The 18,360-nt window shown below is 61.0% G+C and carries 16 protein-coding genes and 1 other RNA gene; 15 read left to right on the top strand and 2 right to left on the bottom strand.

Annotation, left to right across the window (positions count from 1 at the left end; genetic code table 11):
- Window positions 1-29 precede the first annotated feature (29 nt).
- Entirely contained in the window at window positions 30-392 is a 363-nt protein-coding gene (locus tag ACZZ0G_RS06400) for a YraN family protein (RefSeq protein WP_463555650.1), read from the bottom strand.
- Window positions 392-2,203: a penicillin-binding protein activator gene (locus tag ACZZ0G_RS06395; protein WP_463555649.1), complete on the bottom strand. Its 1,812-nt coding sequence runs from the start codon at window positions 2,201-2,203 to the stop codon at window positions 392-394. Before ACZZ0G_RS06395 ends, ACZZ0G_RS06400 begins: the two co-directional genes overlap by 1 nt.
- Before the next feature lie 177 nt (window positions 2,204-2,380).
- Here ACZZ0G_RS06395 and rsmI point away from each other — a divergent pair, with 177 nt between their 5' ends.
- The 15 genes from rsmI to ACZZ0G_RS06320 all read left to right on the top strand — a co-directional run bounded on the left by rsmI (window position 2,381) and on the right by ACZZ0G_RS06320 (window position 18,355).
- Window positions 2,381-3,286 carry a 16S rRNA (cytidine(1402)-2'-O)-methyltransferase gene (gene rsmI / locus ACZZ0G_RS06390; RefSeq protein WP_093430688.1) on the top strand — a complete coding sequence of 302 codons (906 nt, stop codon included), beginning with the start codon at window positions 2,381-2,383 and terminating at the stop codon, window positions 3,284-3,286.
- 73 nt (window positions 3,287-3,359) lie between these two features.
- An RNA gene (gene rnpB / locus ACZZ0G_RS06385) (RNase P RNA component class A) lies at window positions 3,360-3,713 on the top strand.
- A 402-nt stretch (window positions 3,714-4,115) separates the two neighbouring features.
- Window positions 4,116-4,571 (top strand): division/cell wall cluster transcriptional repressor MraZ, encoded by a 456-nt coding sequence (gene mraZ / locus ACZZ0G_RS06380; protein ID WP_007917012.1) that lies wholly within the window; start codon window positions 4,116-4,118, stop codon window positions 4,569-4,571.
- The gene (gene rsmH / locus ACZZ0G_RS06375) at window positions 4,568-5,515 is read left to right on the top strand and encodes a 16S rRNA (cytosine(1402)-N(4))-methyltransferase RsmH (protein WP_008082779.1); all 948 of its coding nucleotides are present in this window, start codon (window positions 4,568-4,570) and stop codon (window positions 5,513-5,515) included. The genes mraZ and rsmH overlap by 4 nt, the downstream gene beginning before the upstream one ends.
- Window positions 5,512-5,805, top strand: a complete 294-nt coding sequence (gene ftsL / locus ACZZ0G_RS06370) for a cell division protein FtsL (protein WP_007917008.1) — start codon at window positions 5,512-5,514, stop codon at window positions 5,803-5,805. The genes rsmH and ftsL overlap by 4 nt, the downstream gene beginning before the upstream one ends.
- The gene (locus ACZZ0G_RS06365) at window positions 5,805-7,544 is read left to right on the top strand and encodes a peptidoglycan D,D-transpeptidase FtsI family protein (RefSeq protein WP_463558829.1); all 1,740 of its coding nucleotides are present in this window, start codon (window positions 5,805-5,807) and stop codon (window positions 7,542-7,544) included. Before ftsL ends, ACZZ0G_RS06365 begins: the two co-directional genes overlap by 1 nt.
- Complete coding sequence (locus tag ACZZ0G_RS06360) at window positions 7,544-9,007, top strand: UDP-N-acetylmuramoyl-L-alanyl-D-glutamate--2,6-diaminopimelate ligase (RefSeq protein WP_242206796.1); 1,464 nt, start codon at window positions 7,544-7,546, stop codon at window positions 9,005-9,007. Before ACZZ0G_RS06365 ends, ACZZ0G_RS06360 begins: the two co-directional genes overlap by 1 nt.
- Window positions 9,000-10,367: a UDP-N-acetylmuramoyl-tripeptide--D-alanyl-D-alanine ligase gene (locus ACZZ0G_RS06355; RefSeq protein ID WP_463555648.1), complete on the top strand. Its 1,368-nt coding sequence runs from the start codon at window positions 9,000-9,002 to the stop codon at window positions 10,365-10,367. Before ACZZ0G_RS06360 ends, ACZZ0G_RS06355 begins: the two co-directional genes overlap by 8 nt.
- Complete coding sequence (mraY, locus tag ACZZ0G_RS06350) at window positions 10,367-11,449, top strand: phospho-N-acetylmuramoyl-pentapeptide-transferase (protein WP_007917000.1); 1,083 nt, start codon at window positions 10,367-10,369, stop codon at window positions 11,447-11,449. Before ACZZ0G_RS06355 ends, mraY begins: the two co-directional genes overlap by 1 nt.
- A 5-nt stretch (window positions 11,450-11,454) precedes the next feature.
- Complete coding sequence (murD, locus tag ACZZ0G_RS06345; RefSeq protein WP_463555647.1) at window positions 11,455-12,801, top strand: UDP-N-acetylmuramoyl-L-alanine--D-glutamate ligase; 1,347 nt, start codon at window positions 11,455-11,457, stop codon at window positions 12,799-12,801.
- Complete coding sequence (gene ftsW / locus ACZZ0G_RS06340; RefSeq protein WP_007916996.1) at window positions 12,798-14,015, top strand: putative lipid II flippase FtsW; 1,218 nt, start codon at window positions 12,798-12,800, stop codon at window positions 14,013-14,015. The genes murD and ftsW overlap by 4 nt, the downstream gene beginning before the upstream one ends.
- Window positions 14,005-15,075 (top strand): undecaprenyldiphospho-muramoylpentapeptide beta-N-acetylglucosaminyltransferase, encoded by a 1,071-nt coding sequence (gene murG / locus ACZZ0G_RS06335; protein WP_064392864.1) that lies wholly within the window; start codon window positions 14,005-14,007, stop codon window positions 15,073-15,075. Before ftsW ends, murG begins: the two co-directional genes overlap by 11 nt.
- Window positions 15,068-16,528 carry a UDP-N-acetylmuramate--L-alanine ligase gene (gene murC, locus ACZZ0G_RS06330; RefSeq protein WP_463555646.1) on the top strand — a complete coding sequence of 487 codons (1,461 nt, stop codon included), beginning with the start codon at window positions 15,068-15,070 and terminating at the stop codon, window positions 16,526-16,528. The genes murG and murC overlap by 8 nt, the downstream gene beginning before the upstream one ends.
- Window positions 16,525-17,484, top strand: coding sequence for a D-alanine--D-alanine ligase (locus ACZZ0G_RS06325; protein ID WP_435037974.1), 960 nt, complete (start codon window positions 16,525-16,527; stop codon window positions 17,482-17,484). Before murC ends, ACZZ0G_RS06325 begins: the two co-directional genes overlap by 4 nt.
- A 4-nt stretch (window positions 17,485-17,488) precedes the next feature.
- Complete coding sequence (locus tag ACZZ0G_RS06320) at window positions 17,489-18,355, top strand: cell division protein FtsQ/DivIB (protein ID WP_064392861.1); 867 nt, start codon at window positions 17,489-17,491, stop codon at window positions 18,353-18,355.
- The last annotated feature ends 5 nt before the right edge of the window (window positions 18,356-18,360 follow it).

Genomic DNA, 18,360 nt, shown 5'->3' with positions numbered 1-18,360 from the left:
TGGGATTGTCCGGGTCGCAACGCCGCCGATCAACTGTCGAAAGCATTCTGCAACCAGTTCAGCTGATCCGGATGGCTGTCGATGGCCACCACGTCGAAGCGGCAAGGGGAATTGGCCCAACGCGACTCGCGCTGAAGAAAATACTGCGCAGCGAAAATCAGTTTCTGCTGCTTGCGCCCATCGATGCTAGCGAGCGCGCCACCCCATTGAGTGTTTTTTCTGTAACGAACTTCAACGAATACTACTGTATCGCCATCAAGCATGACCAGATCAAGCTCGCCGCGTTTACAAAACCAGTTCTGCGCCAGCAGGCGCAGACCTTGTTGTTGCAGATGCTCGAGCGCTTGGCTCTCGGCATCCTTGCCGCTTTGCGAGCGTGACCTGTCAGGCATCAGCGCGGGGTGTCCGGCAGGCGTTGAACCTGGCCGCTGACGAACTGCGCCCAAGGCAATTGACGCACAACGCGTTGGGTCTGGGTCATGCCGAGGCTGCCCGACTCACCGTCGATGCGGCTGTCCGGCAGCGCCTTGAGTTGACCCAGGCGCGGTGCCAGACGATAGGCATCCACACCCATCGCGTACAGGCGGCCGAGGCTGCCGGCGGCTTGTGGCCACTGCGCAACTACTTGCTGACGCAGTGGGTCGCTGGAGTCCAGCAGCCATGGGGTTTCGCAGAAGCGAATGCCGTTCATGTCGTTGTACTGATTCACGTCGCCACTGGCGCTGTAAACGTGCGAAGTCGCGTAAACCGGAACGTCACCGGCGTACTGGAAGTTCAGGGTCGGTTTGATCTGCTGCGCCTGTTGCGGTGTGGCGGCGAGGAAGATGAACTCGATGTCCTGACGACGCGACGGCTGCGCGGCTACGTTGGTGCCGACGGCATTTTGCAGGCTCTTGGCGCGGGCCTCGCTCTGACGCAGCTGGAACATGTCGGCGATCTGCTGGGCCAGTTGCACCGGCTGATCAACACGTTCGGTCGCTACGATGCTGCCACCGTTAGCCTGCCAGTCCTGGCTGAACGCACGCAGTACGCGGTCGCCCCATTCGCCTTTCGGTACCATGATGGCAGCGCGGTGCAGGCCATCGGCACGGGCGCGGCGCGAGACTTCGCGAGCTTCGTCTTCAGCGGCCAGACCGAACTGGAACAGTTGCGCCGGGCCTTGATCGCCTTCGCTGTAGTTCAGCGCGAGGGTGGTGATCGGCAGTTGCGGGCGAGTGCTCAGCTGTTTGACCAGTGGTTTTTCCAGTGGGCCGACAACCAGTTGCACGCCGTCAGCCTGAGCCTTGCGGTAGAACTCGTCCATTGAGGTTAGCTTGGAACTGTCGTAGAACTCGATGGCTGGCGGCTTCTGCCCGGCTTGTTGGGCCTGGTAGTGCGCAGCCATGAAGCCTTCACGCAGTGCCTTGCCGACGGCGGCCAATTGACCGTCCTGCGGCAGCAGCAGGGCAATTTTGCTCAGCGGCTGGCTAGCCAGTTCCTTGAGCTTGGTCAGCGGCAGCGGCAGGTTGATGGCGGCCGGGTGTTTTGGATTCTGCGCGCGCCAGGTGTCGATCGCGGCTTGCTGTTGTTCCAGGGTGCCGGCGGATTTTACCGCCATGGCCAGACCCATCCAGCCACCGAGATCGTCGGTGCTGTTCGGTTGCAGTTGGTCGGTCGGCAGCGAGCCGATCAGGGTCCAGATCGCTTCGTGGTTCTTGGTCGCGGCTTCGCCTTGCAGCATCGGCGCGATGAACACGCGCTCGCGGGCGGCAGCGAGCGTCTGGCCATCGGCTTCAAGGGCGCGGGCATGCACGGTGCCGGTGCGCACTTGCTGCTCTTCAGGCATCTCGCCCAAATGTTGCAGGCTTGGATGGCTCAGGGCTGTCAGCGCGGCTTTTGGCTGATTGCGGGTCATCGCCAGTTCAGCATTCAAGGTGCTGGCGAAAATCTGCTGGCCTGGCTTCAGTTGCTCCATCGGCACTTGTTGCAGGATTTGCGCGGACTGGCCGGCATTGCCCTGGCGATAAGCCAAATCAGCAGCGCTCAGGCGCAACAGGGCAGCTTTTTCCGGGGTTTTCGCCTGGGTAGCCTGTTCGAGCAGTTGCTCGATGCTGGCATCCGGAGTCCGTGGAAGTTCGCCAAGGCTGGAGGAAGGGGAGCTGGCGCAAGCCGCCAACAGGGCAGCGAGGCAGAGGGCAGTGAACAGCCGCAGGCAAGCGATCATGTAAGTGTTCCTGATACTCGATCAAATTAGCGTCGAATTGTACCCAAGCACTGGCCGGGGCGCGATGTTACTGGCGTGAATCGGACGATTTAGCTGGAGTAAATGTTGCGGCGGCGCACAACTGTGCGCAAAACCGGGTTCGGCCTGAGCGCATCGCAAGCCTCGTGACGCGCTACAATGGCCGCTTTTACCGATCACGAGGTGTGCGCTTTGACTGCTCCAGGTTCCCTGAATTCCGCTGCTGGCTCGCTTTATGTGGTGGCGACGCCCATCGGCAACCTGGACGACATCAGCGCCCGGGCACTGAAGATTCTTCGTGAAGTGGCATTGATCGCTGCCGAAGACACCCGCCACTCGGCGCGGCTGATGCAGCACTTCGGGATTGGCACGCCGCTGGCTGCCTGTCATGAACATAACGAAAGAGATGAAGGTAGCCGCTTTATTACCCGCTTGCTTGCAGGCGATAACGTGGCGCTGATTTCCGATGCCGGTACGCCGCTGATTTCCGATCCGGGTTATCACCTGGTGCGTCAGGCCCGTGCGGCCGGGATCAATGTTGTTCCGGTGCCTGGCGCCTGTGCGCTTATCGCGGCGCTGTCGGCGGCCGGACTGCCGTCCGACCGCTTCATCTTCGAAGGTTTTCTGCCGGCCAAATCGGTCGGGCGCAAGGCGCGACTGGAGGCTGTTAAAGAAGAGCCGCGTACGTTGATTTTCTATGAAGCGCCGCACCGTATCCTTGAATGTCTGCAGGATATGGAAGCAGTGTTTGGCGGCGAGCGGCAGGCATTGCTCGCTCGTGAAATCACCAAGACGTTCGAAACACTCAAGGGCTTGCCGCTGGCCGAGTTGCGCGCGTTCGTCGAATCCGACAGCAATCAGCAGCGCGGCGAATGCGTGGTGTTGGTGGCTGGCTGGACCGCGCCGGAGTCTGAAGATGCAGTCAGTAGCGAGGCGATGCGCATCCTCGATCTGCTGCTCGAAGAAATGCCGCTCAAGCGTGCCGCCGCGTTGGCAGCGCAGATCACCGGTGAACGCAAAAACGTGCTGTATCAGGTCGCACTGGAGAAACAGAAAGGCGTGTAAGCCGTCGCCCATAGCGGTCTTGAGGCTTTTAGCGCTTGTTCTTCGGCCGCTCTGCCGTTAACCTTCGCGGCGGAGAGTCGATCGGACAGTCGCTGCCCTCTATGAAAATTAGGGGGGGGAGGAAAGTCCGGGCTCCATAGGGCGAAGTGCCAGGTAATGCCTGGGAGGCGTGAGCCTACGGAAAGTGCCACAGAAAATAACCGCCTAAGCGCTTCGGCGCCGGTAAGGGTGAAAAGGTGCGGTAAGAGCGCACCGCACGTCTGGCAACAGTTCGTGGCTAGGTAAACCCCACTTGGAGCAAGACCAAATAGGGTCCCAAGGCGTGGCCCGCGCTGGGACCGGGTAGGTTGCTAAAGATGTCCAGTGATGGCCATCGTAGACGAATGACTGTTCAAGACAGAACCCGGCTTACAGATCGACTCTCCACCTTTTTCTTTCCCTGCTTGAATCAATGGCGACAGGGCTGTGTAATATCAGCAGGCCTGCTCTGAAAGTTCGGCAGCGGCAAACGCAGTAATAGCCATTTCCCACCTCGCTTCAATCAACAGCAGAAGCGCTTTTGTAATACCGAAAAAATCTTACTCTTAACAAATTACTTTAACTTTCGAGCGCAGCTTTCAGTGCTGCATCAAGTTATGGGTCAAAAGTCTCCGCCAGATTGTCGTTACTCCTCCTTTTATGCTCCTAAATCTCCGTTCTGTAAGGGTTTTCCTTTAATCCGCGCCTTGACGGTGTGGTGGGCGCATTCCTATAGTGTGCGCAAGTGGCGGAAAGTGGCATGAAGTGGGTTTTTTGAGCTCAAAACGATAAAAATTGGAGAAACGCAGACGTGTTTCGCGGAGCTAACGCTATCAGTCTCGACGCAAAGGGCCGTCTCGCTATGCCGAGCCGGTACCGTGACGAGCTCGATTCGCGCAGTTCCGGCCAATTAATCGTCACCATTGATGCCGTTGATCCGTGTCTGTGTGTTTATCCGCTCGACGAGTGGGAAATTATTGAAACCAAGTTGCGCGCGCTTCCTTCGCTTCGCGAAGAGAACCGTCGCTTGCAGCGTTTATTAATCGGCAACGCCGTCGACCTCGAGCTCGATGGCAGTGGCCGTTTTCTGGTTCCACCGCGTCTGCGCGAGTACGCCAAGCTGGATAAGCGCGCGATGCTGGTAGGCCAACTGAACAAGTTCCAATTGTGGGACGAGGATGCATGGAACGCGGTATCTGCCGCTGACCTTGCTGCCATTCAACAACCGGGCGCGATGCCTGATGAACTGCGTGATTTGATCCTGTGACTATTGATAGCGGCTTTAACCACATCACCGTACTGCTTGACGAAGCCGTCGAGGCTCTCGCCGTACGTCCTGATGGCTGCTATCTGGACGGTACGTTCGGGCGCGGCGGACACAGTCGGTTGATCCTCAGCCAGCTCGGCACCGACGGTCGGCTCATCGGATTCGACAAAGATCCTCAAGCGATTGCCACCGGGCAAACGCTAGCGGCCGAAGACGGCCGCTTTGTCGTTGTGCAGCGCAGCTTTGCCGAGCTGGGTTCGGTGGTCGCCGAGCAAGGTCTGAGCGGCAAGGTCAGCGGTATTCTGCTCGACCTCGGCGTGTCTTCGCCGCAGCTCGACGACGCTGAACGCGGCTTCAGTTTCCTCAACGACGGTCCGCTGGACATGCGCATGGACCCGTCCCGGGGCATCAGCGCTGCCGAATTCGTCAACACCGCGCCGGCTGAGGAAATCGCCCGGGTGTTCAAGGAATACGGCGAAGAGCGTTTCTCCGGCCGTATGGCCCGCGCCGTCGCCGAGCGTCGCGACATCAAGCCGTTCGAGCGCACTGCCGACCTGGCTGAAGTGTTGAAAGTCGCCAACCCGGCGTGGGAAAAGGGCAAGAACCCGGCCACCCGTGCATTTCAGGGTTTGCGTATTCACGTCAACAACGAGCTGGGTGATCTGGAAGCCGGTCTCGAAGCCGCACTGGACGCTCTGGAAATTGGCGGCCGCCTGGTCGTGATCAGCTTCCACTCGCTGGAAGACCGCATCGTCAAACTGTTCATGCGCAAGCTGGTGAAAGGCGAAGCCGACAACCTGCCGCGCAACCTGCCGGTTCGCCACGTGGCGTTCGAACCGAAAATCAAAGTCCATGGCAAAGCGCAGACGGCCTCCGACGCCGAACTCAAAGCCAACCCACGTTCCCGTAGCGCCGTCATGCGCGTCGCGGAGAAGCTGCGGTGAGCAAGCTTTTCGCCAAGCCACTGCCCGGCGGCAGCTTTCTGATGCTGCTGCTGTTTATCGGCGTGCTCGTCTCGGCCATCGCCGTGTCGTACAGCGCGCACTGGAACCGGCAGTTGCTCAACACCCTTTATAACGAACTCAGCGTGCGCGACAAGGCGCAGGCCGAGTGGGGGCGTTTGATTCTCGAACAAAGCACCTGGACCGCGCACAGCCGCATCGAAGTGCTGGCCACCGAACAATTGAAAATGCATATCCCTGGCGCGGCTGACGTGAAGATGGTGGCGCCATGATGAAACTCGAAGGCGCACTGTTCCCATGGCGCTTCCGCCTGATGGTAGCGCTGCTCGGCGTGATGGTCGCGGCGATCTGCTGGCGCATCATCGACCTGCAAGTGGTTGACCGTGACTTCCTCAAAGGTCAGGGCGACGCGCGCAGCCTGCGGCACATTCCGATTCCGGCTCACCGTGGTCTGATCACTGACCGTAACGGCGAGCCTTTGGCCGTGAGTACCCCGGTGACCACGCTGTGGGCCAACGCCAAGGAAATGCAAACGGCGAAAGAGAAGTGGCCGGCACTCGCTGCCGCGTTGGGTCAGGATCCGAAAGCCCTGACCGAACGCCTCGAAGCCCAGGCCAACAAAGAATTCATTTATCTGGTGCGCGGGCTGACCCCCGAGCAGGGCCAGGCTGTGCTCGACCTGAAAGTGCCGGGCGTTTATGGCATCGAAGAATTCCGCCGGTTCTATCCGGCCGGTGAAGTCACCGCACATATGGTCGGGTTTACCGACATCGATGACCACGGTCGCGAAGGTGTCGAACTGGCCTATGACGAATGGCTCGCCGGGGTGCCGGGCAAACGACAGGTCATCAAGGATCGGCGCGGTCGGCTGATCAAGGATGTCCAGGTCACCAAAAACGCCAAGGCCGGCAAGCCCTTGGCGTTGTCCATTGACCTGCGTCTGCAATATCTGGCCAACCGCGAGTTGCGCAACGCGATCATCGAGAACGGCGCCAAGGCCGGCAGCCTGGTGATCATGGACGTCAAGACCGGCGAGATTCTGGCCATGGTCAACCAGCCAACCTACAACCCGAACAACCGTCGCAACCTGCAGCCGGCAATGATGCGTAACCGCGCGATGATCGACGTATTCGAACCGGGTTCGACGATGAAAGCGATCTCCATGGCCGCTGCAATCGAAACCGGCCGCTGGAAACCGAGCGACACCGTCGAGGTGTATCCGGGCTCCCTGCAGATCGGCAAGTACACGATCAAGGACGTTTCCAGGACTGAAGGTCCGGTGCTCGATCTGACCGGCATCCTGATCAATTCCAGTAACGTCGGCATGAGTAAGGTCGCGTTCGATATCGGCGGCGAAACGATTTTCCGCCTCGCGCAAAAAGTCGGTCTCGGCCAGGACACCGGCCTCGGCTTCCCGGGCGAGCGTGTCGGCAACCTGCCGAACTACCGCGATTGGCGCAAGGCTGAAACCGCAACGCTTTCTTACGGCTACGGTATTTCCGTGACCGCGATTCAGCTGGTTCACGCGTTCTCGGCACTGGCCAACAACGGTCGTCTCGCGCCGCTGACGCTGATCAAAACCGACAAGATGCCGCAGACCACCCAAGTGCTGCCGGAAGCCGTGGCGAAAACCATGCAAGGCATGCTCACCCAAGTGATCGAAGCGCCACGCGGCGTGTTCCGTGCGCAAGTGCCGGCGTATCACGTGGCCGGCAAGTCGGGTACTGCGCGCAAGACTTCGGTGGGCACCAAGGGCTATGCGGAAAACTCTTACCGCTCGCTGTTCGCCGGTTTCGGCCCGATGAGCGATCCGCGTTACGCGATTGTGGTGGTGATCGATGAGCCGTCCAAGGCCGGCTACTTCGGTGGTCTGGTTTCCGCGCCGGTGTTCAGCCGCGTGATGTCCGGAACCCTGCGTCTGATGAACGTTACGCCGGACAATCTGCCGACGACGCAACAAGCCAACGCCACCCCGGTCATTCCGCTGAAAGCCAATGGAGGGCGCGGCTGATGTCATTAAGTCTGAACAAGATATTCCCCCACGCCGGCCACGATCTGTTGATCCGTGAATTGGCGCTGGACAGCCGCAACGTACGCGCGGGCGATCTGTTCCTCGCCGTGCCCGGCGGCAAATTCGATGGCCGTGCACACATTGCCGATGCACTGCAACGCGGTGCGGCTGCGGTCGCTTATGAAGTTGAAGGCGCCACCGTGCTGCCGATTACCGACGTGCCGCTGATTCCGGTCAAAGGCTTGGCGGCGCAGCTGTCGGACATCGCCGGACGTTTTTACGGTGAGCCAAGTCATCACTTGAACCTGATTGGCGTCACCGGCACCAACGGCAAGACCAGCGTGACCCAATTGGTTGCGCAGGCACTGGATCTGCTCGGCCAGCATTGCGGCATCGTCGGCACCTTGGGTTCCGGCTTCTATGGCGCACTGGAAAGCGGTTTGCACACCACGCCGAATCCGATTGCCGTGCAAGCAACCCTGGGCGACCTGAAAAAGGCCGGTGCCAAAGCCGTGGCCATGGAAGTCTCGTCCCACGGTCTGGATCAGGGCCGGGTCACGGCGCTGGCGTTCGACGTCGCGGTGATGACCAACCTGTCCCGCGATCATCTGGATTATCACGGCACCATGCAGGCGTACGCCGAGGCCAAGGCCAAGCTGTTCGCCTGGAATGATCTGAAGTGCCGTGTGGTCAACCTCGACGACGATTTCGGCCGGCAACTGGCTGCGGAAAAACGTGAATCGCGCCTGATCACTTATAGCCTGCTCGACAGCAGCGCCTATCTGTATTGCCGCGAAGCGCAGTTCGACGACCACGGCGTGCGCGCCACGCTGGTGACGCCGCAGGGTGAACATCATCTGCGCAGCACGCTGCTTGGCCGTTTCAACCTGAGCAACGTGTTGGCGGCGGTTGGCGCCTTGCTCGGTCTGGATTACGCGCTCGACGAAATTCTCAAAGTGCTGCCGAAACTCGAAGGCCCGGCCGGACGCATGCAGCGTTTGGGTGGTGGCACGCAGCCGTTGGTGGTGGTCGATTACGCCCACACCCCGGATGCGCTGGAAAAAGTCCTCACTGCCTTGCGCCCGCACGTCAAAGGCCAACTGCTGTGCCTGTTCGGCTGCGGCGGTGACCGTGATCGCGGCAAACGTCCGTTGATGGCCGAAGTGGTCGAGCGTCTGGCCGATCAGGTGCTGGTCACCGATGACAATCCGCGCACCGAAGATCCAGCAGTGATTTTCGATGACATCCGCGCCGGTTTCACGGCTGTGGATAAAGTCACCTTCGTCGCCGGCCGTGGTCAGGCGATTGCGCAACTGATTGCCGGCGCCTCCGCCGACGACGTGATTGTTCTGGCCGGTAAAGGTCACGAGGACTATCAGGAAATCAACGGCGAGCGCCACGCTTTCTCCGATCTGGTCGAGGCTGATCACGCCCTGACCGCTTGGGAGGTGGCCCATGCTTAAGGCCTTGAAGCTCAGCGAACTGACCAACGCGCTCGATGCCCGCTTGATCGCTGGTGATGCCAGCTTCGACGGCGTCAGCATCGACAGTCGTGCGATCCAGCCTGGGCAACTGTTTATTGCGTTGACCGGCCCGCGTTTCGACGGTCATGACTATTTGAATGACGTCGCTGCCAAAGGCGCCGTGGCTGCGTTGGTCGAGCGCGAAGTCGCCGACAGCACGCTGCCGCAACTGCTGGTCAAAGACACCCGTCAGGCCCTTGGCCAGTTGGGTGCCTTGAACCGTGCCGCGTTCACTCAGCCAGTCGCCGCGATTACCGGTTCCAGCGGCAAGACCACGGTCAAGGAAATGCTTGCGAGCATCCTGCGCACGCGCGGCCCGGTGCTGGCAACCCGTGGCAATCTGAACAACGACCTCGGCGCACCACTGACCCTGCTCGAACTGGCCCCGGAGCACACTTCGGCGGTGATCGAACTGGGCGCCTCGCGTCTGGGCGAAATCGCTTACACCGTTGGCCTGACCAAGCCGCACGTGGCGATCCTCAACAATGCCGGCACCGCGCACGTCGGTGAGTTTGGCGGGCCGGAAAAAATCGTTGAAGCCAAAGGTGAAATCATCGACGGGCTCGCGGCCGACGGCGTCGCCGTGCTCAACCTCGATGACAAGGCCTTCGGTATCTGGAAGACCCGTGCCGGCGCTCGCAAGGTGCTGACTTTTGCCCTGAGCAACACGCACGCGGACTTCTACGCCAGCGATCTGAGCACCGATGCCCGTGGGTGCCCGGCCTTCAATCTGCACACACCTGAAGGGGTCGAGCGCGTTCAGTTGAACCTGCTCGGCACCCATAACGTCGCCAATTCCATGGCCGCTGCCGCTGCCGCTCACGCCCTGGGCGTGTCGCTGTTCGGCATTGCCACCGGGCTTGGCGCCGTGCAACCGGTCAAGGGTCGCACCGTCGCGCAACTGGCGAAGAACGGCATGCGCGTGATCGATGACACTTACAACGCAAACCCCACCTCGATGTGCGCGGCCGTTGATATACTCGCCGGCTTTTCCGGCCGCACCGTCCTGGTGCTCGGAGATATCGGCGAGTTGGGCGATTGGGCGGAGCAGGGGCACCGCGACGTGGGCGAGTACGCCCGGGGCAAGGTTTCCGCGCTTTACGCAGTCGGGCCAAACATGGTTCACGCCGTAAACGCATTCGGTGAACAGGCGCATCACTTCGGCACGCAAGCCGAACTGATTCAGGCCCTCGACGCCGAGCAGGACACAAACACCACCATTTTGATCAAGGGTTCGCGCAGTGCAGCGATGGAAAACATCGTTGCGGCTCTGTGCGGGTCCAGTCTGGAGAAACATTAATGCTGCTGCTGCTAGCGGAGTATCTGCAACAGTTCTACAAAGGCTTCGCGGTCTTTCAGTACCTGACCCTGCGCGGGATCCTTGGTGTGCTGACCGCGCTGGTTTTGTCGCTGTGCTATGGCCCGTGGATGATCCGCACCCTGCAGAACCGTCAGATCGGTCAATCCGTTCGTAATGATGGTCCGCAATCGCACCTGTCCAAGTCGGGAACACCGACCATGGGCGGCGCACTGATTCTGTCGTCGATTGGCGTCAGCACCTTGCTTTGGGCTGACCTGAGCAACCGCTACGTCTGGACTGTTTTGCTGGTGACCCTGCTGTTCGGCGCCATCGGCTGGGTCGACGATTACCGCAAAGTCATCGAGAAGAACTCGCGTGGCCTGCCGAGCCGCTGGAAGTATTTCTGGCAGTCGGTGTTCGGCCTCGGCGCGGCGATCTTCCTTTATATGACCGCTTCCACCCCGGTGGAAACCACGCTGATCCTGCCGATGCTCAAGGACTACAGTATTCCGCTGGGCCTCGGATTCATCGTGCTGACCTACTTTGTGATCGTCGGTTCGAGCAACGCGGTCAACCTGACTGACGGCCTCGATGGCCTGGCGATCATGCCGACCGTGATGGTCGGTGGTGGCCTCGGCATTTTCTGCTACCTGTCGGGTAACGTGAAATTCGCTGAATACCTGTTGATCCCTTATGTGCCGGGCGCGGGCGAACTGATTGTGTTCTGCGGCGCGCTCATCGGTGCGGGTCTGGGCTTCCTGTGGTTCAACACCTATCCGGCGCAAGTGTTCATGGGCGACGTCGGTGCACTGGCACTCGGCGCGGCACTGGGCACCATCGCGGTGATCGTCCGTCAGGAAATCGTCCTGTTCATCATGGGCGGCGTGTTCGTGATGGAAACCCTGTCAGTCGTCATTCAGGTTGCGTCCTTTAAGCTGACCGGTCGCCGTGTGTTCCGCATGGCACCGATACACCACCACTTTGAACTCAAGGGCTGGCCCGAGCCGCGCGTGATCGTCCGTTTCTGGATCATCACCGTGATTCTCGTGCTGATCGGCCTTGCCACCCTGAAGCTGAGGTAGAACGAGTGTCTCTGATCGCTTCTGACCACTTCCGCATCGTTGTCGGCCTCGGCAAGAGCGGCATGTCCCTGGTTCGCTTCCTGGCGAACCGGGGCACGTCGTTTGCCGTGGCGGACACGCGGGAAAATCCACCGGAACTGGCCACGCTCAAGCGTGACTATCCGCACGTGGAAGTGCGTTGTGGCGAGCTGGACGTCGAATTCCTCTGCCGTGCCGACGAGCTCTACGTGAGCCCCGGCCTGGCGCTGGCGACCCCGGCCCTGCAAGCCGCTGCGGCCCGTGGCGTGAAACTGTCCGGCGATATCGAGCTGTTCGCGCGTAATGCGCGAGCGCCGATCGTGGCCATCAGCGGTTCCAACGCGAAGAGCACCGTCACCACCCTGGTTGGCGAGATGGCGGCTGCGGCCGGCAAACGTGTCGCCGTCGGCGGCAACCTCGGCACTCCGGCGCTGGATCTGCTCAGCGACGACGTCGAGCTGTACGTGATGGAACTGTCGAGTTTTCAACTGGAAACCACCGACCAGCTCAACGCCGAAGTGGCCACCGTGCTGAACATCAGCGAAGACCACATGGATCGCTACAGCGGTCTGCCGGCGTACCACCTGGCCAAGCACCGGATCTTCCGTGGCGCCAAGCAGTTCGTGGTCAACCGTCAGGATGCGCTGAGCCGTCCGTTGATGGGCGAGGGCCAGCCATGCTGGACCTTCGGCCTGAGCAAACCTGATTTCAAGGCATTCGGTCTGCGTGAAGAAGATGGCGAGAAATATCTGGCCTTCGAATTCCAGAACCTGATGCCTGTACGCGAATTGAAAATTCGTGGCGCCCACAATCAGTCCAACGCCCTCGCGGCGCTAGCGCTCGGTCATGCCGTGGGCCTGCCGTTCGACGCCATGCTCTCGGCACTGCGCACGTTCGCCGGCCTCGAACATCGCTGCCAGTGGGTCCGTGATCTCGATGGCGTGGCGTATTACAACGATTCCAAAGCGACCAACGTTGGCGCCGCATTGGCTGCCATCGAAGGCCTCGGTGCGGACATCGACGGCAAGGTCATCCTGATCGCCGGTGGCGATGGCAAGGGTGCCGAATTCAACGATCTGCATGATCCGGTGGCGGCCAACTGCCGCGCCGTGATCCTCATGGGCCGCGACTCCGACAAGATCGGCGCCGCCATCGGTGATGCCGTGCCACTGATTCGTGCGACCTCGCTGGTTGACGCGGTCGCGCAATGCCGCGCCGCCGCCCAACCGGGTGACGTCGTGCTGCTGTCGCCGGCCTGCGCCAGTTTCGACATGTTCAAGAATTACGAAGACCGTGGTCACCAGTTCGTCCGCGCTGTGGAGGAACTGGCATGAGCCTGCGCAATATCATCAAACCGTATCCGTCGCCGATCATCACCGGGCGCGGTATCGACCTCGATTTCCCGATGCTCGCCGGTTGCCTGGCGCTGCTCGGTCTCGGTTTGATCATGATCGCCTCGGCGTCCACTGAAGTGGCGGCGGCGCAGTCGGGCAGTCCGCTGTATTACATGATTCGCCACCTTATTTATGTGGTGCTGGGCCTGGGCGCGTGCATCGTCACGATGATGATTCCGATCGCCACCTGGCAACGCCTCGGCTGGCTGATGCTGATCGGCGCGTTCGGCTTGCTGGTGATGGTGATCATTCCCGGCATCGGGCGCGAAGTGAACGGTTCGATGCGCTGGATTGGGTTTAGCTTCTTCAACGTGCAGCCGTCCGAGATCGCCAAAGTGTTCGTGGTGATCTACCTCGCCGGTTATCTGGTGCGGCGTCAGAAAGAAGTACGCGAGAGCTGGATGGGCTTCTTCAAGCCATTCATCGTGCTGCTGCCGATGGCCGGCCTGTTGCTGATGGAACCGGACTTCGGTGCCACCGTGGTGATGATGGGCGCTGCGGCGGCGATGCTATTCCTCGGCGGGGTCGGGTTGTTTCGCTTCTCGCTGATGGTGGTGCTGGCGGTCGGTGCGGTGGTGCTGTTGATTCAGATGCAGCCGTATCGAATGGCGCGTCTGACCAACTTCGCCGACCCGTGGGCTGACCAGTTCGGCGCCGGTTATCAATTGTCGCAAGCGTTGATCGCGTTCGGTCGCGGTGAATGGCTCGGCGTGGGTCTGGGCAACAGCGTGCAGAAGCAGTTCTACCTGCCGGAAGCGCACACCGACTTCGTGTTCTCGGTATTGGCTGAAGAACTCGGCGCGGTGGGTTCGCTGTGCACCGTCGCGCTGTTCGTGTTCGTGTGTATTCGCGGCATGTACATCGGCTTGTGGGCAGAAAAAGCCAAACAGTTCTTCGCCGCTTATGTGGCTTACGGCCTGTCGTTCCTGTGGATTGGTCAGTTCCTGATCAACATCGGTGTGAACGTCGGTCTGCTGCCAACCAAAGGTCTGACCTTGCCGTTCCTCAGTTACGGCGGCAGTTCGTTGGTGATCTGCTGCGCCTGCCTCGGCTTGTTGCTGAGGATCGAGTGGGAGAGTCGAACCCATCTGGGCAGTGAAGAGATGGAATTCCATGAGAGCGACTTCGCCGAGGAGCCGAATCATGGGCGCTAACGTATTGATCATGGCCGGCGGCACCGGCGGCCACGTGTTCCCGGCGCTGGCCTGTGCCCGCGAGTTTCAGGCGCGCGGTTACACCGTGCACTGGCTCGGCACGCCACGCGGAATCGAAAACGAATTGGTCCCGGCCGCAGGTCTTGAACTGCACCGCATCAACGCTACCGGCCTGCGTGGCAAGGGCAAATTGTCGCTGCTCAAGGCGCCGTTCATGCTGTTGAAATCGGTGTGGCAGGCGCGGGCGATCATTCGTCGCTTGAAGCCAGTGTGTGTGGTTGGCTTCGGTGGTTATGTGACTGGCCCCGGTGGTCTTGCCGCGAAACTGGCCGGTGTGCCGGTGATTGTTCACGAGCAGAACGCCGTGGCCGGCACCGCCAATCGGTTGCTGGTGCCGTTCGCCGCCCGGGTGTGTGAAGCGTTCCCCGACACCTTTACTCTGTCGGACACCCGCCGTACCACCGGAAACCCGGTGCGCAGCGAGCTGTTCCTCGACACATCGCGACCTGCTCTGGCCGGTCGCAAAGCGCGTTTGCTGATCCTCGGCGGAAGCCTTGGCGCAGAACCGTTGAATAAATTGCTGCCTGAAGCCCTAGCCCAAGTCGCTGCCGATTTGCGCCCGGAAGTGTTTCATCAGGCCGGCAAAAACCACGATGAGGTGACTGCAGAGCGCTACCGCGCCGCCGGCGTCGATGCGCAGGTGCAGCCGTTCATCAAAGACATGGCCCAAGCCTATGGCTGGGCTGACCTGGTGGTGTGCCGCGCAGGCGCGTTGACCATCAGTGAGCTGGCTGCCGCCGGTCTGCCCTCGATGCTGGTGCCTTTGCCCCACGCGATCGACGATCACCAGACCCGCAACGCCGATTATTTGGCCCGTGAAGGCGCTGCCTTCCTGATGCCGCAAAGAACGACTGGTGCCGCGGACCTTGCCGCGCGCCTGACAGAGGTCTTGATGCAACCGCAACGACTCGAAGATATGGCCCAAGCGGCCCGCCGTCTGGCAAAACCCGATGCCACCCGTAGCGTGGTCGATACCTGTCTGGAGGTGGCCCATGGTTGAGAATCAGAAAGCCATGCCACAACCGGAAATGCGCCGCATCCGTCGCATCCACTTCGTTGGCATCGGCGGCGTGGGCATGTGCGGCATTGCCGAAGTGTTGTTGAACCTGGGCTACCAAGTGTCCGGTTCCGACCTCAAAGCCTCGCCGGTGACCGAGCGTCTGGAGTCGTTCGGCGCGCAGATTTTCATCGGCCACCGTGCCGAGAACGCCGCTGCCGCTGACGTGCTGGTGGTGTCGAGCGCGGTAAATACTTCGAACCCGGAAGTGGCGAACGCGCTTGAGCGTCGTATTCCGGTGGTGCCGCGCGCAGAAATGCTTGCTGAGCTGATGCGCTATCGCCACGGCATCGCCGTCGCCGGCACCCACGGTAAAACCACCACCACCAGCCTGATCGCTTCGGTGTTCGCCGCCGGTGGTCTGGACCCGACGTTCGTCATCGGTGGCCGTCTGAATGCCGCGGGCACCAATGCCCAGCTCGGCACCAGCCGTTACCTGATCGCCGAAGCCGATGAAAGCGATGCGAGCTTCCTGCACCTGCAACCGCTGGTGGCCGTGGTCACCAATATCGACGCCGACCACATGGCGACCTACGACGGCGACTTCAACAAACTGAAGAAAACCTTCGTCGAGTTCCTGCACAACCTGCCGTTCTACGGTTTGGCGGTGATGTGCCTGGACGATCCTGTGGTGCGTGAAATCCTCCCGCTGGTGAAGCGTCCGACCGTGACCTACGGCTTCAGCGAAGACGCTGACGTCCGCGCGATCAACATTCGCCAGCAAGGCATGCAGACCTTCTTCACCGTGCTGCGCCCGGATCGTGAACCGCTGGACGTGTCGGTGAACATGCCCGGCAACCACAACGTGCTCAACTCGCTGGCGACCATTTGCATCGCCACCGACGAGGGCGTCAGCGATGAAGCCATCGTTCAAGGCCTGTCGGGTTTCCAGGGTGTCGGTCGACGCTTCCAGGTCTACGGCGAACTGCCGGTGGACGGCGGCAATGTGATGCTGGTCGACGACTACGGTCACCACCCGACCGAAGTGGCGGCCGTGATCAAAGCCGTACGCGGTGGCTGGCCGGAACGCCGTCTGGTGATGGTCTACCAGCCGCACCGTTACAGCCGCACCCGCGACCTCTACGACGATTTCGTCAATGTCCTGGCCGACGCCAACGTGCTGCTGTTGATGGAAGTCTATCCGGCCGGCGAAGAGCCGATCCCGGGCGCCGACAGCCGCAAGCTGTGCAACAGCATCCGCCAGCGCGGTGCGCTGGACCCGATCTACATCGAGCGTGGCGTCGATCTGGCACCGCTGGTCAAGCCGCTGCTGCGCGCGGGCGACATCCTGCTGTGCCAGGGCGCCGGTGATATCGGCGGTCTCGCGCCGAAGCTGTTGAAAAGTGAATTGTTCGCTGGCGCCGTGGCGGCGTCGGTCGAGGGGAAGTTGAAATGACTGCTGCCTACGCCAAGCTGTTCTCCACCATCGCGCCGAAAGATTTCGGCCGCGTTGCCGTGCTCTTCGGCGGGCTGAGTGCCGAGCGTGAGGTGTCGCTGAAATCCGGTAACGCCGTACTTGAAGCGCTGCAAAGTGCTGGCGTGGACGCGTTCGGCATCGACGTTGGCGACGACATTCTGCAACGTCTGCTCAGCGAAAAGATCGACCGCGCCTTCATCATTCTTCACGGCCGTGGCGGTGAAGACGGCTCCATGCAGGGCCTGCTCGAAGTGGCGGGCATTCCGTACACCGGCAGCGGCATTCTGGCTTCGGCACTGGCCATGGACAAATTGCGCACCAAGCAGGTCTGGCACAGCCTCGGGATTCCGACGCCGCGTCACGCCGTGCTGTGCAGCGAAGCCGATTGTATTTCGGCAGCGACGGAACTGGGCTTCCCTTTGATCGTCAAACCGGCGCATGAAGGTTCAAGTATCGGGATGGCCAAAGTGAGTTCTGCGTCCGAGTTGATCGACGCATGGAAAGCGGCCAGTACCTACGATTCGCAAGTCTTGGTTGAGCAATGGATTCAAGGTCCGGAGTTCACCATCGCCACCCTGCGTGACCAGGTGTTGCCTCCAATCGCCCTGGGTACACCGCACACGTTCTACGACTACGACGCCAAGTACATCGCCAACGATACCCAGTACCGCATTCCCTGCGGGCTGGATGCCGCCAAGGAACAGGAACTCATGGATCTCACGGCCAAGGCCAGTGAGGCGCTGGGTATTGCCGGTTGGGGCAGGGCGGACGTGATGCAGGACGCCGACGGGCAGTTCTGGTTCCTGGAAGTGAACACCGCACCGGGCATGACCGATCACAGTCTGGTACCGATGGCCGCGCGTGCTGCCGGTCTGGATTTCCAGCAACTGGTTCTGGCCATTCTGGCCGCCAGTGTTGAAGACGCTAGAGGTTAAGACGATGCAAGGCGCTCAGCTCAGACATCAGCCTCCCGCACCCGGCCGCAAGCCGGTGCCGCGGGGTGCCAGCCGCATGGTGGCGAAAGAGCCGATGTCTGCGCGCCTGCCAAAAGCCAATTTCGGCTTTGTGAAAAGTCTGTTCTGGCCGGTGCTGTTGGTGGTGCTGGGCTTTGGCACTTACGAAGGCGCGACGCGTTTGCTGCCGTACGCCGACCGGCCGATCACCAAGATCGCCGTGCAGGGCGACCTGAGCTACATCAGCCAACAAGCGGTGCAGCAGCGAATCGCCCCGTATGTGGCGTCGAGCTTCTTCACCATCGATCTGGCCGGTATGCGCACCGAGCTTGAGCAGATGCCGTGGATCGCCCACGCCGAAGTCCGTCGCGTCTGGCCGGACCAGGTGGTGATCCGCCTCGAAGAGCAACTGCCAGTGGCGCGTTGGGGCGACGAGTCGTTGCTGAACAACCAGGGCCAGGCGTTTACGCCAAAGGAGCTGGCGAACTACGAACACCTGCCACAGCTGTTCGGCCCACAACGGGCCCAGCAGCAAGTGATGCAGCAGTATCAGGTGCTGAGCCAGATGCTGCGGCCGTTGGGCTTCTCGATTGCACGCCTGGAACTGCGTGAACGCGGGAGCTGGTTCCTGACCACCGGTGCCGGCAGTTCCGGCCCCGGCATCGAGTTGCTGCTGGGACGCGGCAACCTGGTGGAAAAGATGCGCCGCTTCATCGCCATCTATGACAAGACGCTTAAAGACCAGATTACGAACATTGCGCGCATCGATCTGCGCTACGCCAACGGCCTCGCTGTTGGCTGGCGGGAACCAGTAGCGCCGACGACAGCCCAACCCGCTGTCGCAAAGAATTAAGAAGA

The organism is Pseudomonas sp. AC169 (assembly GCF_979258515.1).
Note: the sequence above shows the minus strand (reverse complement) of the source record. Positions and strands in the feature narration are given on the sequence as shown.

Coding starts and splice junctions, on each gene's coding strand:
- ftsW (WP_007916996.1), top strand. CDS start 12,798: ATGAGCCTGCGCAATATCATCAAACCGTATCCGTCGCCGATCATCACC.
- ACZZ0G_RS06360 (WP_242206796.1), top strand. CDS start 7,544: ATGTCATTAAGTCTGAACAAGATATTCCCCCACGCCGGCCACGATCTG.
- ACZZ0G_RS06365 (WP_463558829.1), top strand. CDS start 5,805: ATGAAACTCGAAGGCGCACTGTTCCCATGGCGCTTCCGCCTGATGGTA.
- murC (WP_463555646.1), top strand. CDS start 15,068: ATGGTTGAGAATCAGAAAGCCATGCCACAACCGGAAATGCGCCGCATC.
- ACZZ0G_RS06320 (WP_064392861.1), top strand. CDS start 17,489: ATGCAAGGCGCTCAGCTCAGACATCAGCCTCCCGCACCCGGCCGCAAG.
- ACZZ0G_RS06325 (WP_435037974.1), top strand. CDS start 16,525: ATGACTGCTGCCTACGCCAAGCTGTTCTCCACCATCGCGCCGAAAGAT.
- mraY (WP_007917000.1), top strand. CDS start 10,367: ATGCTGCTGCTGCTAGCGGAGTATCTGCAACAGTTCTACAAAGGCTTC.
- ACZZ0G_RS06355 (WP_463555648.1), top strand. CDS start 9,000: ATGCTTAAGGCCTTGAAGCTCAGCGAACTGACCAACGCGCTCGATGCC.
- murG (WP_064392864.1), top strand. CDS start 14,005: ATGGGCGCTAACGTATTGATCATGGCCGGCGGCACCGGCGGCCACGTG.
- rsmI (WP_093430688.1), top strand. CDS start 2,381: ATGGCCGCTTTTACCGATCACGAGGTGTGCGCTTTGACTGCTCCAGGT.
- ACZZ0G_RS06400 (WP_463555650.1), bottom strand. CDS start 392: ATGCCTGACAGGTCACGCTCGCAAAGCGGCAAGGATGCCGAGAGCCAA.
- ACZZ0G_RS06395 (WP_463555649.1), bottom strand. CDS start 2,203: ATGATCGCTTGCCTGCGGCTGTTCACTGCCCTCTGCCTCGCTGCCCTG.